14 protein-coding genes are annotated in these 15,475 nt (G+C 61.2%); 8 read left to right on the forward strand and 6 right to left on the reverse strand.

The annotated features are described in order from the left end of the window. The first annotated feature begins 34 nt into the window (after positions 1–34). Entirely contained in the window at positions 35–757 is a 723-nt protein-coding gene (gene mtgA, locus KL786_RS14815) for a monofunctional biosynthetic peptidoglycan transglycosylase (RefSeq protein WP_032858815.1), read from the forward strand. A 133-nt stretch (positions 758–890) separates the two neighbouring features. Here mtgA and rpoH read toward each other — a convergent pair whose 3' ends face one another. From rpoH to ftsY, 4 genes are all read right to left on the reverse strand, one after another. Beyond that, entirely contained in the window at positions 891–1,745 is an 855-nt protein-coding gene (gene rpoH, locus KL786_RS14820; protein ID WP_003176698.1) for an RNA polymerase sigma factor RpoH, read from the reverse strand. 114 nt (positions 1,746–1,859) lie between these two features. Then, positions 1,860–2,882, reverse strand: a complete 1,023-nt coding sequence (gene ftsX, locus KL786_RS14825; RefSeq protein ID WP_215518085.1) for a permease-like cell division protein FtsX — start codon at positions 2,880–2,882, stop codon at positions 1,860–1,862. Further along, positions 2,879–3,550 (reverse strand): cell division ATP-binding protein FtsE, encoded by a 672-nt coding sequence (gene ftsE / locus KL786_RS14830; protein ID WP_003213784.1) that lies wholly within the window; start codon positions 3,548–3,550, stop codon positions 2,879–2,881. The genes ftsX and ftsE overlap by 4 nt, the downstream gene beginning before the upstream one ends. Further along, a complete protein-coding gene (ftsY, locus tag KL786_RS14835; RefSeq protein ID WP_215518086.1) occupies positions 3,547–4,974 on the reverse strand; it encodes a signal recognition particle-docking protein FtsY in 1,428 nt (475 codons plus the stop codon). Before ftsY ends, ftsE begins: the two co-directional genes overlap by 4 nt. A gap of 341 nt (positions 4,975–5,315) precedes the next feature. On the opposite strand from ftsY, the gene KL786_RS14840 reads away from it, so the two are divergent. From KL786_RS14840 to KL786_RS14855, 4 genes are all read left to right on the forward strand, one after another. Beyond that, positions 5,316–6,671 carry a M16 family metallopeptidase gene (locus tag KL786_RS14840; RefSeq protein ID WP_032858820.1) on the forward strand — a complete coding sequence of 452 codons (1,356 nt, stop codon included), beginning with the start codon at positions 5,316–5,318 and terminating at the stop codon, positions 6,669–6,671. Continuing rightward, entirely contained in the window at positions 6,664–8,154 is a 1,491-nt protein-coding gene (locus KL786_RS14845) for a M16 family metallopeptidase (RefSeq protein WP_215518087.1), read from the forward strand. The genes KL786_RS14840 and KL786_RS14845 overlap by 8 nt, the downstream gene beginning before the upstream one ends. Then, positions 8,154–8,759, forward strand: a complete 606-nt coding sequence (gene rsmD / locus KL786_RS14850; RefSeq protein WP_215518088.1) for a 16S rRNA (guanine(966)-N(2))-methyltransferase RsmD — start codon at positions 8,154–8,156, stop codon at positions 8,757–8,759. The genes KL786_RS14845 and rsmD overlap by 1 nt, the downstream gene beginning before the upstream one ends. A gap of 124 nt (positions 8,760–8,883) precedes the next feature. After that, positions 8,884–9,882: a hydrolase gene (locus KL786_RS14855; RefSeq protein WP_215518089.1), complete on the forward strand. Its 999-nt coding sequence runs from the start codon at positions 8,884–8,886 to the stop codon at positions 9,880–9,882. A gap of 55 nt (positions 9,883–9,937) precedes the next feature. On the opposite strand, the gene KL786_RS14860 is transcribed toward KL786_RS14855, so the two are convergent. Beyond that, positions 9,938–10,792, reverse strand: coding sequence for a sulfurtransferase (locus KL786_RS14860; RefSeq protein WP_215518090.1), 855 nt, complete (start codon positions 10,790–10,792; stop codon positions 9,938–9,940). A gap of 33 nt (positions 10,793–10,825) precedes the next feature. Further along, the gene (locus KL786_RS14865; RefSeq protein ID WP_032858829.1) at positions 10,826–11,497 is read right to left on the reverse strand and encodes a TetR/AcrR family transcriptional regulator; all 672 of its coding nucleotides are present in this window, start codon (positions 11,495–11,497) and stop codon (positions 10,826–10,828) included. A 147-nt stretch (positions 11,498–11,644) separates the two neighbouring features. Here KL786_RS14865 and KL786_RS14870 point away from each other — a divergent pair, with 147 nt between their 5' ends. The 3 genes from KL786_RS14870 to KL786_RS14880 are packed head-to-tail and all read left to right on the forward strand — an operon-like array spanning position 11,645 to position 15,295. Next, positions 11,645–13,072 (forward strand): coniferyl aldehyde dehydrogenase, encoded by a 1,428-nt coding sequence (locus KL786_RS14870; protein ID WP_215518091.1) that lies wholly within the window; start codon positions 11,645–11,647, stop codon positions 13,070–13,072. A 28-nt stretch (positions 13,073–13,100) separates the two neighbouring features. Beyond that, positions 13,101–13,646, forward strand: coding sequence for a twin-arginine translocation pathway signal protein (locus KL786_RS14875; RefSeq protein WP_215518092.1), 546 nt, complete (start codon positions 13,101–13,103; stop codon positions 13,644–13,646). 53 nt (positions 13,647–13,699) lie between these two features. Then, the gene (locus tag KL786_RS14880) at positions 13,700–15,295 is read left to right on the forward strand and encodes a GMC family oxidoreductase (RefSeq protein ID WP_215518093.1); all 1,596 of its coding nucleotides are present in this window, start codon (positions 13,700–13,702) and stop codon (positions 15,293–15,295) included. Positions 15,296–15,475 lie beyond the last annotated feature (180 nt).

The raw sequence follows: 15,475 nt of genomic DNA on the forward strand, positions 1-15,475 counted from the left end.
TGGCCCGCTCAACGGGTTCGGCCAAGCCATCTCTATGCTGCGTGTCCTCTTCAGTCGTTTTCTCAAAGTCGTGAAATGGTTTGTCATCGGCAGTATTTTGCTGGTGCTGCTGTTTCGTGTAGTACCGCCGCCGTTCACTGCGCTGATGATCGAACGCAAGATCGAATCCTGGGTCGACGGCGAGCCCATCGACCTGCAACGCACCTGGGTGCCGTGGGATGAGATCTCCGACGATCTGAAAGTGGCGGTCATGGCCGGCGAGGACCAGCGTTTCCCGCAGCACTGGGGCTTTGATTTCGGCGCGATCCAGGCCGCCCTGCTGCATAACGAGCGCGGTGGCTCGATTCGCGGCGCCAGCACGCTGAGCCAGCAGGTGTCGAAGAACCTTTTCTTATGGGCCGGCCGCAGTTATTTGCGAAAGGGTCTGGAAGCCTGGTTTACCGGACTGATCGAAATCCTGTGGCCCAAGCAGCGGATTCTTGAGGTGTACCTCAATAGTGTGGAATGGGATGAAGGGGTGTTTGGCGCAGAAGCGGCGGCTCGACATCACTTTGGGGTGAGTGCCAAGGGGCTTTCGCGACAGCAGGCCAGTTATCTGGCGGCGGTACTGCCCAATCCACGGGTGTGGAGTGCCAGCCACCCGACAGCATATGTGGCGCGGCGGGCGGCGTGGATTCGTCAGCAGATGGGGCAGTTGGGCGGTACCGGCTATTTGAATGAGCTGAACAAAACACGCCAGGCGCCGTGGTCAAACTGACACCACACAAAACCAAATGTGGGAGTAAGCCCGCTCTCACATTTTTGGACCGCGTTATATTTGAGATTTTCGACTGTAAACAAAAATGCCCCGATCTTTCGATCGGGGCATTTTTTTGACCGTTCGCTGCGTGTTAGGCGGCGATCGATAGTTTCAGCTTGTTCATCGCGCTTTTCTCAAGCTGACGAATCCGCTCGGCCGACACGTTGTACTTCTGGGCCAGGTCGTGCAGCGTGGCTTTTTCTTCTGCCAGCCAGCGCTGGTAGAGAATGTCACGGCTGCGGTCGTCCAGCACTTCCAGCGCTTCGTGCAGGTTGTGATTGGAGTTGTCGCTCCAGTCGGCATCTTCCAGTTGACGCGCCGGGTCGTACCGGTGGTCTTCCAGATAGTTGGCCGGCGATTGGAAAGCACTGTCGTCGTCCGCTTCGGCGGCCGGGTCGAAGGCCATGTCATGGCCGGTCAGGCGACTTTCCATCTCGCGCACTTCCCGCGGTTCCACGCCGAGGCTTTCCGCCACACGGTGGACTTCCTCGTTGTTCAGCCACGCCAGGCGTTTTTTCTGGCTGCGCAGGTTGAAGAACAGCTTGCGCTGGGCCTTGGTGGTCGCGACTTTCACAATGCGCCAGTTGCGCAGGATGAACTCGTGAATCTCCGCCTTGATCCAGTGCACGGCGAACGACACCAGGCGCACGCCCATTTCCGGGTTGAAGCGCTTTACAGCCTTCATCAGGCCGACGTTGCCTTCCTGGATCAGGTCAGCCTGGGCCAGGCCGTAGCCGCTATAGCTACGGGCGATATGTACGACAAAACGCAGGTGGGCGAGCACCATCTGCCGAGCCGCCCCCAAATCCTGCTCATAATAGAGACTCTCGGCCAGTTCACGCTCCTGCTCGGGCGTCAGCAAAGGAATGCTGTTGACCGTGTGCACATAGGCTTCCAGGTTCGCGCCTGGGACCAGAGCATAAGCAGGTTGCAAAGAAGTGGTCATACGAAAAAACCTCCGACTCACATAACTCGTGCAGTTCAGCACTGCGAAAATTGACCGGAAACCGTAGGACAAGTTCCCTATAAACGCTGAAAGGTCAATACAAGCAAAAAGACACTACTTCGGCGCCAACTCCCTGAGATGGCGTGCGACTGCGATCCATGCACCGATATAACCCAACAACACCGCGCCAAGCAAGAGTGATAGACCATCGGCAGCGGGTACGCCAGCCAAGGCAAAATCACTGCCATACAAACCGGCCAGGCCGATTACCGCGTCGTTCAGCCAATCCAGGCCAAACGCCAATACGCCCCAGGACAGAATCCCGGCACCGAAGCCATAAAGCGCGCCCATGTACAGAAAAGGACGACGCACATAGCTGTCTGTGCCGCCGACCAGTTTAATCACTTCTATCTCGGTGCGGCGGTTTTCAATATGAAGACGAATGGTATTGCCTATCACCAAAAGTAATGCAGAAACCAGCAACACCGTCAGGCCGAAGACAAACCGGTCGCCCAGCTTGAGAATCGCCGCCAGACGCTCGACCCAGACTAAATCAAGCTGCGCCTGTTGTACCTTGGGCAATTCAGCCAGTTTTTGTCTTAATGCTTCAAGGGCGGTCTTGTCGATTTCATTCGGCGTGACCAGCACTACGCCCGGCAGCGGGTTCTGCGGCAGCTCCTTGAGCGCCTCGCCCAGGCCCGATTGCTGCTGGAATTCTTCCAGGGCCTGTTCACGACTGATGTACTCGGCATCCGCTACGCCTGGGATGTTCTTGATCTGCTCGCGCAGGGCCTCGCCTTCATTGGCGCTGGCGTCCAGTTGCAGGTACAGGGAAATCTGCGCCGCGCGCTGCCAGGAACCGCCCAGGCGCTCGACATTATTAAGCAGCAATGACAAACCCATCGGCAGGCTCAAGGCCACGGCCATCACCAGGCAGGTAAAGAAGCTGCCAATCGGCTGCTTGCCCAGGCGGCGCAGGCTGTCCACCAGGCTGGCGCGATGGCTTTCGATCCAGGCGTGCAGCAGAGTACTGAAGTCCGGACCGTCGTCTTCGTCGCGTTTCTTCTTCTGCGGCTGCGGGTCGGCCGGTTTCGGCGCCACGCGTTCGGAGACTTTAGGGCTACGTGTGGCACTCATACGCCAGCCTCCCCATCACCAATCAGGCGACCGCGTTGCAGGGTCAGCATGCGATGGCGCATGCGCGCGATCAATGCCAGGTCGTGGCTGGCAATCAGCACGCTGGTGCCCAGACGGTTGATGTCTTCAAAAACCCCCATGATTTCTGCAGCCAGGCGCGGGTCGAGGTTACCGGTCGGTTCATCCGCCAGCAGCAAGGCCGGGCGATGCACGATGGCGCGGGCAATGCCGACACGCTGTTGCTGGCCGGTGGACAGGTCGCCGGGGTACAGGTCGGTCTTGTCCGACAGCGCCACACGTTCCAGGGCCGAATCCACACGCTTGACGATCTCGGCCTTGGACAGCCCGAGAATCTGCAATGGCAGGGCGATGTTGTTGAACACCGTGCGGTCGAACAGCAACTGGTGGTTCTGGAACACGACACCGATCTGCCGGCGCAGAAATGGAATCTGCGCATTACTGATAGTGGCCAGATCCTGGCCCGCCAGCAGCAACTTGCCGGTGGTGGGACGTTCCATGGCCAGCAGCAGGCGCAGCAAGGTACTTTTGCCGGCGCCGGAATGGCCGGTGACAAACAAGAACTCGCCGCGGCGTACCCGGAAACTCAGCTCATGCAAGCCCACATGCCCATTGGCATAACGTTTACCGACCTGTTCGAATCGAATCATGAACGCTCCCGCTCGGCAAACAGTGCCTGGACAAAGGGTTCGGCTTCAAACGTGCGCAGGTCATCAATACCTTCGCCGACACCGATATAACGAATCGGCAGCCCGAATTGTTTAGCCAGGGCGAAAATCACCCCGCCCTTGGCCGTGCCATCGAGCTTAGTCAACGCCAGGCCGGTCAGTTGTACCGTCTGGTTGAATTGCTTGGCCTGGCTGATCGCGTTCTGCCCGGTGCCGGCATCCAGCACCAACAACACCTCGTGCGGCGCATCGGCGTCGAGCTTGCCGATGACCCGGCGCACTTTTTTCAATTCTTCCATCAGGTTGTCTTTGGTGTGCAGGCGACCGGCGGTATCGGCAATCAGTACGTCAATGTTGCGGGCCTTGGCGGCCTGCACGGCATCGAAGATCACCGAGGCGGAATCGGCGCCGGTATGCTGGGCAATGACCGGGATCTTGTTGCGCTCGCCCCATACCTGCAATTGCTCCACGGCAGCGGCGCGGAAGGTGTCACCGGCAGCGAGCATGACTTTCTTGCCTTCCAGTTGCAGCTTCTTCGCCAACTTGCCGATAGTGGTGGTCTTGCCGGCGCCGTTGACGCCTACGACCAGGATCACGAACGGTTTGTTCTCGGTGATGACCAGCGGTGCCTCCACCGGCTTGAGCATGGCGGCCAGTTCGGCTTGCAACGATTTGTACAGAGCGTCGGCGTCAGTCAGCTGCTTGCGCGCCACCTTCTGCGTCAGGCTCTGGATGATCACGGCGGTGGCTTCAACGCCTACGTCAGCAGTCAGCAGACGGGTCTCGATGTCTTCGAGCAGTTCGTCATCAATGATCTTCTTGCCCAGGAACAGGCTGGCCATGCCTTCGCCGATGCTCGCACTGGTCTTGCTCAGGCCTTGCTTGAGGCGGGCGAAGAAGCCGGTCTTGCTGGCTTCGACAGGCGCTTCGACAGGCGCAGGTACCAAGGCAGCCTCGATGACTGCGGGAGCAGCATCGATCACCAGCGGAGCGGGCTCGACTACGAGCGGGGCCGGCTCAACGACGACGGGTAGCGGCTCGATAGGCTCGACAATGGCAGGAATCGGCGGCGCTGCATGTTCGGCCTGCACATCCTCGACCAACGCAACGGGCTCTTCAGCCACCGGCAATGACGGCCATGGCTTGTGCTCTGGCTCTGGCGCAGCCTCCACCACCGGTTGCAACACCGGCTCGGCCATAGGCAACACCACCGGGGCCTCGACGACAGGCTCGGCCACCGGCTCAATCGCAGGTTCCGCCTGCAGAACAGGCTCGGGCACAGGCTCAGGTTGGACTTGCGGCTGTTCGACGACGGTTTCCTGCGGCTTTTTGCGCAGCCATCCGAACAGGCCTTTTTTCTCGCCAGCCGCAGCTGGGGTCTTCTTGTCGTCGTTGGAACCAAACATGGAGGACGGCTATCTCAAGGTAGCGACGCGCCAAGGTGGCGCCTCGGTAAATAATATTCGATGCGTAACAGACTGTTTTTTAGCCAGCTTGTTCATGCGCAACATTTTGTGAGGTGTTAACACAACCTCAACAAATCGATTCAATATAGGACTGAAGCGATAAAATCGGTGAAAAGTGGAAGAAAATCGGGGAAACCCACCGTTAACTCCATCATTCCTACGACTGGATCCGAAACGATATGACCGCCGCAGTGGCCGCCGCTAATACGGATCAGTATCCTAGCACCTCCTCGCCCGCCGACGCTAAGACCAAGCGGGCAGCCCAACAGGTTTAAAAACGAATGAATGCTCTAGCCCGCCGCGCCGCAGGCCTGCTGCTCAGCACAGTTTGTCTGCCCCTTTCAGCCTTGGCTGCCGATCCTCAACCCACCCACGAATTCACTCTGGACAACGGCCTCAAGGTCGTCGTGCGCGAAGACCATCGCGCCCCGGTGGTGGTATCGCAGGTCTGGTACAAGGTCGGCTCCAGCTATGAAACCCCAGGCCAGACCGGTTTGTCCCACGCCCTGGAACACATGATGTTCAAGGGCAGCTCCAAGACCGGCCCCGGCGAAGCCTCGTTGATCCTGCGCGATCTGGGTGCCGAGGAAAACGCCTTCACCAGCGATGACTACACGGCCTACTACCAAGTACTGGCCCGTGACCGCCTGGGCGTCGCCCTGGAGCTGGAGGCTGATCGCATGGCCACCCTGCGCCTGCCGGCCGACGAGTTCAGCCGCGAGATCGAAGTGATCAAGGAAGAGCGCCGCCTGCGCACCGATGACAACCCGATGTCCAAGGCCTTCGAGCGCTTCAAGGCGATGGCCTATCCGGCCAGTGGCTACCACACGCCGACCATCGGCTGGATGGCTGACCTAGACCGCATGAAGGTCGAGGAACTGCGCCACTGGTACCAATCCTGGTACGTGCCGAACAACGCCACCCTGGTGGTGGTCGGCGACGTGACCCCGGACGAGGTGAAAACCCTGGCCCAGCGTTACTTCGGCCCGATCCCCAAGCGTGACGTGCCACCGGCGAAAAAACCGCTGGAGCTGGCCGAGCCGGGCGAGCGCCTGCTGACCCTGCACGTGCAGACTCAATTGCCGAGCGTCATCCTGGGCTTCAACGTCCCAGGCCTGGCCACCGCCGAAGACAAGCGCTCGGTCAATGCCCTGCGCCTGATCTCGGCCCTGCTCGATGGCGGCTACAGCGCGCGCATCCCAAGCCAGCTGGAACGCGGTGAAGAACTGGTGTCCGGGGCTTCGACCAACTACGACGCCTACACCCGTGGCGACAGCCTGTTCACCCTGAGCGCCACGCCCAACCAGCAGAAGAAGAAAACCGTCGCCCAGGCCGAAGCCGGGCTCTGGCGCCTGCTGGACGAACTCAAGGCCAAGCCACCGACTGCCGAGGAACTGGAGCGTATCCGCGCCCAGGTCATTGCCGGCGTGGTCTACGAGCGCGACTCCATCACCAGCCAGGCCACGGCCATTGGCTCCCTGGAAACGGTCGGCCTGTCGTGGAAACTCATGGATACCGAACTTGCCGAGCTGCAGAGCGTGACGCCCGAGGACATCCAGAAGGCCGCACGCACGTATTTCACCCGCGAACGCCTGAGTGTCGCCCATGTCCTGCCAGAGGAGACCACTCATGAGTAATCGCAAAAACAACCGCCTGGTGCTGCCCGGCCTGATCCTCGTGACCCTGGTGGCAGCGGTCGCGGTGTATATCGGTCGCCCGGACGACTCCGTGGCCAGCCCGGCGCTGGAACAGGCCAAGTCCAGCAAGACCCTGCAATCGCTGGCAGAACTGGACGGCAAGAACCCGACCAACCGCAAGCTCAACGTGCAGACCTGGAACACCGCCGAAGGCGCCAAGGTGTTGTTCGTCGAGGCCCACGAACTGCCGATGTTCGACATGCGCATCCTGTTCGCCGCTGGCAGCAGCCAGGACGGCAACACCCCAGGCCTGGCCCTGCTGACCAACGCCATGCTCAACGAAGGCGTGCCGGGCAAGGATGTGGGGCAGATTGCCGCCGGTTTTGAAGGCCTGGGCGCCGATTTCAGCAACGGTGCCTACCGCGACATGGCGCTGGTCTCGCTGCGCAGCCTCAGTGCCGCCGACAAGCGCGACGCCGCCCTCACGCTGTTTGACCAGGTGATCGGCCAGCCGACCTTCCCTGCCGACTCCCTGGCACGGATCAAGAACCAGTTGCTGGCCGGCTTCGAGTACCAGAAGCAGAACCCGGGCAAGTTGGCGAGCATCGAGCTGTTCAAGCGCCTGTACGGCGATCATCCCTATGCACACCCGAGCGAAGGCACGCCTGCGAGCGTTCCGGCGATTACCCAGGCGCAGCTGCAAGCATTCCACGCCAAGGCCTACGCCGCTGGCAACGCGGTGATCGCGATGGTCGGCGACCTGTCCCGCGCCGACGCCGAGGCCATGGCGGCCAAGGTGTCCGCATCCCTGCCCAAGGGCCCGGCGCTGGCGAAGATCGCCGAACCGACCGAGCCCAAGGCCGGCCTGGGGCATATCGAGTTTCCATCCAAGCAGACGCATCTGTTGTTCGCACAACTGGGCATCAACCGTGCCGACCCGGACTACGCGGCCCTGTCCCTGGGCAACCAGATCCTGGGTGGCGGTGGTTTTGGCACCCGCCTGATGAGCGAAGTGCGTGAGAAACGCGGCCTGACTTATGGCGTGTACTCGGGCTTCTCGCCGATGCAGGTCCGTGGCCCGTTCATGATCAACCTGCAGACCCGCGCCGAAATGAGCGGCGGCACCTTGCGCCTGGTGGAGCAAGTGCTGGCCGACTACCTCAAGACCGGGCCGACGCAAAAAGAACTGGATGACGCCAAGCGCGAACTGGCCGGCAGCTTCCCACTGTCTACCGCGAGCAACGCCGATATCGTCGGGCAACTGGGTGCCATGGGTTTCTACAACCTGCCGCTCAATTACCTGGAAGACTTCATGCAGCAATCCCAGGCCCTGACCGTCGATCAGGTCAAGGCCGCCATGAACAAACACTTGAGTAGCGATAAAATGGTGATTGTGACCGCAGGTCCAACCACTGCGCAAAAGCCACTACCGCCCCCCACTGATAAACCTGCCGAGCAGCCGCTCGGGGTTCCGGAGCATTAATGGCTAGTCCATCGCGTACTAAAAAACCTGTCCATAACGTTCACAACGGTGTGGGCCAACTGCGCATCATTGGCGGCCAATGGCGCAGCCGCAAGCTGAGTTTCCCCGATGTGGTGGGCCTGCGTCCTACCCCGGATCGGGTCCGTGAGACCTTGTTCAACTGGCTCGCGCCGTACATCGAAGGGGCCAAGGTGCTTGACCCGTTCGCCGGCAGCGGGGCGTTGTTCCTGGAATCCCTGTCCCGTGGCGCGGCCCTGGGCCAGGCCCTGGACGCAAGCAACGTGGCAGTGTCCAGCCTGCGCGAACACCTGGGCACCCTGCGCTGCACCACCGGTCATGTACAAACCGCCGATGCCCTGCGCTATCTGGAAACCCAGCCGGCCAGTGCATTCGATGTGGTGTTCCTCGACCCGCCGTTCAACCAGAACCTGTTGCCGACGGTCTGCGCGCTGCTGGAAGAGCGCCAATGGCTGGCCGATGACGCCTGGGTCTACACCGAAAGCGAAACTGCGCCTTCGACCCTTGGCCTGCCGGGCAACTGGCGCCTGCACCGCGAGCAGAAGTCCGGGCGGGTGTATTACGCGCTGTGGCAACGTACGGCGTAGGAGCGAGCGTGTCTGGGGGCGGCGTTCCGACGAAGGCCGCCAACGATAACGCAACGCATCTGATAGAGATGCGTCGCTTGTTGGTTCTTTGCGAGCAAGCTCGCTCCTACAGTTATCGGTGTGTATGACGCCTTCATCCAACCGCTTCACCCCCGCCTTCGGCCTTGGCAACCCCCATCTGCAAACGCTGTGGGGCCCGCTCTGGCGCGCTACCAACCACCTCGTTCGCCAGCGCGAACGCCTGTGGCTGGAGGATGGCGACTTTCTCGACCTCGACTGGCATGGCCCGCATGATCCCCATGCGCCGCTGGTGCTGGTGCTACACGGGCTGACCGGTTCGTCGAATTCGCCCTACGTCGCAGGCCTGCAAAAATCCCTGGCCGGTCAGGGCTGGACCAGCGTTGCGCTAAATTGGCGCGGCTGCTCCGGCGAACCCAACCGGCTGGCCCGCAGTTACCATTCCGGTGCCAGTGAAGACCTGGCGGCCACCATCGCGCACCTGCGGGCCAAGCGGCCGTTGGCGGCGCTGTATGCCGTGGGTTATTCCCTGGGCGGCAATGTACTGCTCAAGCACTTGGGCGAAACCGGCGACAGCTCTGGCCTGCAAGGGGCAGCAGCGGTATCGGTGCCATTTCGCCTGGACCAGTGCGCCGACCGCATCGGCCTGGGCTTTTCACGGGTCTATCAGAAGCATTTCATGCGCGAGATGCTCGGCTATATCCGGGTCAAGCAACGCCAATTCCAGCAGGACGGACGCGAAGACGCGCTCAAGACCCTGGCCGACCTAGGCTCGCTGGAGAAGATGCGTACGTTCTGGGACTTTGACGGGCGCGTCACCGCGCCGCTGCATGGCTACCTGAGCGCCGAGGACTATTACCGGCGCGCGTCGAGTCGCTACTTTCTAGGCGCAATTCGCACGCCGACGCTGATCATCCAGGCGGCGGACGATCCTTTTGTGTTTGCCCATAGCCTGCCCCAGGCCAGCGAACTGTCGGACTGCATCGAGTTTGAGCTGCAGGCCAAGGGTGGGCATGTGGGGTTTGTCGACGGGTCGGTGAAGACGCCTGGGTACTACCTGGAACGGCGGATCCCGCAGTGGTTACTGTCTCAACCCGGTCGATAATGTAGGAGCTGGCTTGCCTGCTCCCACATTGGATTGGGTTTACAGGCCCGGCAACTCAGTCGCCGGTCGCGATTTGTCGCTGCGGATCATTGATCCACTCGCTCCACGACCCCGCATACAGCTTGCCCAACGGATAACCCGCCAGGCTCAGGGCAAACAGGTTGTGGCACGCCGTCACACCCGAGCCGCAATACGCCACCAACTCATCCGGCGAACGGTCTTGCAGCTTTTGCGCAAACCGCTGCTTGAGCTGCTCCACCGGCAAGAAACGCCCATCACTGCCCAGGTTCTCGTTGAACGCCGCACATTGCGCCCCGGGAATGTGCCCGGCAATCGGATCAATCGGCTCCACCTCACCGCGAAAACGCGGCAAGGCGCGAGCATCGATCAGGGTCAGGCCTGGCTGGCCCAGGCGTTTTTGCAGGTGTTCGGCATCCAGCAACAGGTGGTTGTCCGGGCTGCCGGTGAAGGTGCCAGGCTCGGTGCTCGGCGCATCCAGGCTCAAGGGGAAACCCGCGGCATGCCAGGCTTTCAGCCCACCATCGAGGATCGACACGCCGTCACGCTTGCCCAACCATGCCAGCAGCCACCAGGCACGGGCGGCATACGCGCCTGGGCCGTCGTCATAAAGCACGATCTCGCTGTCGGCATTGATGCCCCAGGCCTGCAACTGCCGGATCAGTGCCTGGGGCGCCGGCAATGGATGGCGCCCGGTCACACCCCTGGTCACCGGCCCGCTGAGGTGGCGTTCCAAGTCAGCATACTGCGCACCTTCGATATGCCCTTCGGCATAGCTGCAACGCCCGTAGTCCGGGTCTTCCAGGGCAAAACGGCAATCGAGGACGACTAAGCCTGCGTGCTTCTGGCGTTCGGCCAGTTGTGGCGGGCTGATCAGTTGCGCAAGCGGCATGACGGACTCCTGGAAATACGTTTAGGAAAGGGCTTACTTCACTTCTTCCAGTGCCTGATTCAACGGCACGTAAAACTCCTTGAACAACCCGTCCACGGCCTCTTTAGCCTGCGGCGTGATAAACCCGGCCTCCAGCACCAGCACCTGATACACCCCGCGCTTGATCGCCTCGGCACTCAGGTGCGTGGAGTTTTCATTGGTGGTACACAAAAAACGTACCCAGGAGGTCAGGATGATCCAGGCATTGAGGGTCAGGGCCTCGGTCTGCACCGGGTCCATATTCAGGATTCCGGCCTCGACAAACCCCCGGTAAATCGCGCCGCCCTGAATCAGGCAGCGCTGGGAGAAACGCCGGTAGCCCGTAGCCAGTTCCGGGTCGCTCTCCAGCAAATGCTCAAGGTCACGATGTAAAAAGCGATAGCGCCACATACCGGCCAGCACCGCCTGCAGATAGAAGCGCTTGTCTTCGACCACCATTGCACGCCCCTGTGGCGGGCGCAGGAAGCTGTCCACCAAGGCCTCGTACTCGCGAAACAGCACCGCGATAATCGCCTGCTTGTTCGGGAAGTGGTAGTACAGGTTGCCCGGGGATATTTCCATGTGGGCGGCAATGTGATTGGTGCTGATGCTGCGCTCGCCCTGCTGGTTGAACAGCTCCAGGCTGGTTTGCACAATGCGTTCGCTGGTTTTTACTCGTGGTGCCATGGGGTATCGGCTTCTTGAATCCTGATGCAAACATCTTACGGTCTATCCTTGCCAGGATAAAACTGCATGCTGCTGCGAAGGCATTTGACAAAATAGAGCAATGACTCTAAAAACGCAGTTATACCAATAACAATCAGGATCTGCGCCATGTCTGCCAACGTTGCCTACCTGCAAGATTCCCAGGCGCTGGACCAACTCCAGGACCTGTTTGACGCCCAACGGCGTGCCTACGCAGGTAACCCGATGCCGCCGGCGGCGCAGCGCCAGCAGTGGCTCAAGGCCTTGCGCGACCTGCTCAGCGACGAGCGCCAGGCGCTGATCGAGGCCATCAGCAGTGACTTCAGCCATCGCAGCGCCGATGAAACCCTGTTCGCCGAACTGATGCCCAGCCTGCACGGCATTCACTACGCCAGCAAACACCTCAAGGGCTGGATGAAACCGTCGCGCCGCGCTGTAGGTATAGCCTTCCAGCCGGCGTCTGCCAAAGTTATCTATCAACCGCTGGGGGTCATCGGGGTGATCGTGCCCTGGAACTACCCGTTGTATCTGGCCATCGGCCCGTTGGTCGGTGCGTTGGCGGCGGGCAACCGGGTGATGCTCAAGCTCAGCGAATCCACCCCGGCCACCGGTCAGTTGCTCAAGACCCTGCTGGCGAAAATCTTCCCCGAAGACCTGGTATGCGTGGTGCTCGGCGAAGCGGAAGTGGGCATGGCGTTTTCCAAACTGCCTTTCGATCACCTGCTGTTCACCGGCGCTACCAGCATCGGCAAGCATGTGATGCGCGCCGCCGCCGAGCACCTGACCCCGGTCACCCTGGAACTGGGGGGCAAATCCCCGGCCATTGTCTCGGCGGATGTACCACTCAAGGACGCCGCCGAACGAATCGCGTTCGGCAAGGCGCTGAATGCCGGGCAAACCTGTGTGGCGCCGGACTACGTGCTGGTTCCAGAGGACCGGGTAGAGGGCTTCGTCGAGGCCTACACCCAGGCGGTACGTGGGTTTTATCCGACACTGGCCGATAACCCGGACTACACCGCCATCATCAACGAGCGACAACTCGCCCGGCTCAATGCCTACGTCAAGGACGCCACCGACAAGGGCGCGACCCTGGTGCCGCTCTACGACCAGGGCCAGGCCCGGCGCATGGCCCATAGCCTGCTGCTAAATGTCAGCGATGAGATGACCGTGATGCAGGACGAGATTTTCGGCCCGGTGCTGCCCATCGTGCCCTATCGCGGGATCGACCAGGCCTTTGCCTACATCAACCAACGCCCTCGCCCACTGGCGCTGTATTACTTCGGCTACAACAAGGCCGAACAGAATCGCGTACTCCACGAAACCCATTCCGGCGGTGCGTGCTTGAACGACACCCTGCTGCATGTGGCCCAGGACGATATGCCATTTGGCGGCATCGGCCCATCGGGCATGGGCCACTACCATGGCCATGAAGGCTTCCTCACCTTCAGCAAGGCCAAGGGCGTACTGATCAAGCAGCGCCTGAACGCGGCGAAGCTGATTTACCCGCCGTATGGCAAAGCCATCCAGAAACTGATCCAGAAGCTGTTCGTGCGCTAAAACCGTTATCACCGGGACAACAATAAAAATGAACCCTAGCCTGACTGAATCACCCGCGCTGTCGCGGCGCGGCGTCTTGAAAATCGGCCTGTGCGGCACGGCCTTCCTGGCGACCGCCGGCCTTGGCGCCAGCCTCAGCGGCTGCTCCAGCAGCACCCCCGCCAGCGGCTTTGCCATGTTGCGCAACAGCGACCTGCCGTTTTTGCGCGCGGTGATTCCGGTGTTGCTGGAAGGGGCGGCCAGCGCCGGGGTCGTGGCCGCAGGGATTGAAGACACGCTTAAAAAGCTCGATTACAGCCTGCAGCACCTGTCGCCGGAGATGTTCAAGCTGACCCAGCAGTTGTTCGATGTGCTGGGCATGGCCGTCACCCGTGGCCCGCTCACCGGCGTCTGGGGCAGCTGGGAAAACGCCAGCAGCGAGCAGATCCGCAACTTCCTGCATCGCTGGGAAAACAGCTTCCTCAACCTGCTGCGCATGGGCCACGGCTCGCTGCTCAAGCTGGTGATCATGGCCTGGTATTTCCGGCCCGAGTCCTGGGCCCATTGCGGATACCCCGGGCCGCCGAAGATCTGACCGTGATAGCTCCTACACGTCATGACCGCTGATAAAAACAAGAGAACAAGCTGATGCCCGTACCTGATGTGTTCCGCGATGGCATGGCCCGCGGCTGGAAAACCCACAATGGCGCCGCCCTTGACCAGGACCTGACCCTGGAGGCCGATGTCGCAATCATCGGCAGCGGCGCAGGCGGTGGCACCACCGCCGAAATCCTCAGCGCCGCTGGCTACAAGGTGCTGCTGATCGAAGAAGGCCCGCTCAAGACCAGCAGCGACTTCAAGCTGCTGGAAGACGAGGCCTACGCCAGCCTGTATCAGGAAGGCATCGGGCGCATGAGCAAGGACGGGGCCATTACCATCCTGCAGGGCCGCGCGGTGGGTGGCACCACGCTGATCAACTGGACATCGAGCTTTCGCACACCCGACCCGACGTTGTCCCACTGGGCCAGCGAGTACGCGGTCACGGGCCACAGCAGCGCCGAGATGGCGCCGTGGTTTGAAAAGATGGAGCAACGCCTGGGCATCGCACCCTGGGCCCTGCCACCCAACCCCAACAATGATGTGATCCGCAAAGGCTGCGAAAAGCTTGGCTACAGCTGGCACGTGATCCCACGCAACGTGCGCGGCTGCTTCAACCTGGGCTATTGCGGCATGGGCTGCCCGGTCAACGCCAAGCAATCGATGCTGGTGACCACCATTCCCTCGACCCTGGAGCAAGGCGGCGAGCTGTTGTACCTGGCCCGCGCCGAGCGCCTGAAATTCAGCGGCGACACCATCACCAGCCTCGAATGCGTGGCCATGGACGCACGCTGCGTAGCGCCTACCGGCCGCAAGATCACGGTCAAGGCCAAGCATTACGTGCTGGCCGGCGGCGGTATCAACAGCCCGGCGCTGCTGATGCGCTCCGACGCGCCCGACCCGCACTCACGCCTGGGCAAGCGCACCTTCCTGCATCTGGTGAATTTTTCCGCAGGGCTGTTCGACGAGGTGATCAACCCGTTCTATGGCGCGCCACAGTCGATTTACTCCGACCACTTCCAATGGCAGGACGGCACCACCGGTAAAATGTCCTACAAGCTTGAAGCGCCGCCCTTGCACCCGGCCCTGGCCAGTACGTTGTTCGGTGGTTATGGCACGCAGAACGCCCTGGACATGAGCCAGTTGCCCAAGACCCATGCGATGCTCGCGCTGCTGCGGGACGGGTTCCACCCTGACAGCCAGGGCGGCAGCGTCGGCCTGCGGGGCGATGGCACGCCGGTACTCGACTATGAGGTCTCGCCCTATGCCTGGGATGGCCTGCGCCGGGCCTTCCACAGCATGGCCGAAATCCAGTTTGCCGCCGGCGCCAAGTCGGTCAAGCCGCTGCACCACGATGCGCGATACGTCAGCACACTGGCCGAAGCCCGCAGCCTGATTGACGGCCTGAACCTGGAACTGCACCGCACCTGCCTGGGCAGCGCCCACGTGATGGGCGGTTGCGCCATGGGTGAAGAGGCGAAAAACGCCGTGACCGACAGCCTCGGAAGGCATCACCAGTTGCGTAACCTGTCGATCCACGATGGTTCATTGTTCCCCACCAGCATCGGCGCCAACCCACAACTGTCGGTGTATGGCCTGACCGCGCAACTGGCGACGGCACTGGCCGAACGCCTGAAAACAGCATGAAAAGCCAATGATGGCCCCCTGTAGGAGCGAGCTTGCTCGCGAAGAACCCATAGGCACCGCGGGCTATCTGATAGCGCTGCGTTATCGTTGACGTTCTTCGCGAGCAAGCTCGCTCCTACAGGGGTTCATAGGGGTATTCGCGGTGTCTATAGTGCTTTCTTCTGAATAAGTTGACTTGGC

Origin of the sequence: Pseudomonas sp. TAE6080 (assembly GCF_018732265.1) — a bacterium.
Taxonomy (GTDB): domain Bacteria; phylum Pseudomonadota; class Gammaproteobacteria; order Pseudomonadales; family Pseudomonadaceae; genus Aquipseudomonas; species Aquipseudomonas brenneri.

What these genes read in the sequence shown, in the direction of transcription:
- KL786_RS14875 (WP_215518092.1), top strand. Translation starts at nt 13,101, where the DNA reads ATGAACCCTAGCCTGACTGAATCACCCGCGCTGTCGCGGCGCGGCGTC.
- KL786_RS14870 (WP_215518091.1), top strand. Translation starts at nt 11,645, where the DNA reads ATGTCTGCCAACGTTGCCTACCTGCAAGATTCCCAGGCGCTGGACCAA.
- mtgA (WP_032858815.1), top strand. Translation starts at nt 35, where the DNA reads ATGCTGCGTGTCCTCTTCAGTCGTTTTCTCAAAGTCGTGAAATGGTTT.
- rpoH (WP_003176698.1), bottom strand. Translation starts at nt 1,745, where the DNA reads ATGACCACTTCTTTGCAACCTGCTTATGCTCTGGTCCCAGGCGCGAAC.
- KL786_RS14865 (WP_032858829.1), bottom strand. Translation starts at nt 11,497, where the DNA reads ATGGCACCACGAGTAAAAACCAGCGAACGCATTGTGCAAACCAGCCTG.
- KL786_RS14860 (WP_215518090.1), bottom strand. Translation starts at nt 10,792, where the DNA reads ATGCCGCTTGCGCAACTGATCAGCCCGCCACAACTGGCCGAACGCCAG.
- KL786_RS14840 (WP_032858820.1), top strand. Translation starts at nt 5,316, where the DNA reads ATGAATGCTCTAGCCCGCCGCGCCGCAGGCCTGCTGCTCAGCACAGTT.
- ftsE (WP_003213784.1), bottom strand. Translation starts at nt 3,550, where the DNA reads ATGATTCGATTCGAACAGGTCGGTAAACGTTATGCCAATGGGCATGTG.
- KL786_RS14880 (WP_215518093.1), top strand. Translation starts at nt 13,700, where the DNA reads ATGCCCGTACCTGATGTGTTCCGCGATGGCATGGCCCGCGGCTGGAAA.
- ftsX (WP_215518085.1), bottom strand. Translation starts at nt 2,882, where the DNA reads ATGAGTGCCACACGTAGCCCTAAAGTCTCCGAACGCGTGGCGCCGAAA.
- KL786_RS14845 (WP_215518087.1), top strand. Translation starts at nt 6,664, where the DNA reads ATGAGTAATCGCAAAAACAACCGCCTGGTGCTGCCCGGCCTGATCCTC.
- ftsY (WP_215518086.1), bottom strand. Translation starts at nt 4,974, where the DNA reads ATGTTTGGTTCCAACGACGACAAGAAGACCCCAGCTGCGGCTGGCGAG.
- KL786_RS14855 (WP_215518089.1), top strand. Translation starts at nt 8,884, where the DNA reads ATGACGCCTTCATCCAACCGCTTCACCCCCGCCTTCGGCCTTGGCAAC.
- rsmD (WP_215518088.1), top strand. Translation starts at nt 8,154, where the DNA reads ATGGCTAGTCCATCGCGTACTAAAAAACCTGTCCATAACGTTCACAAC.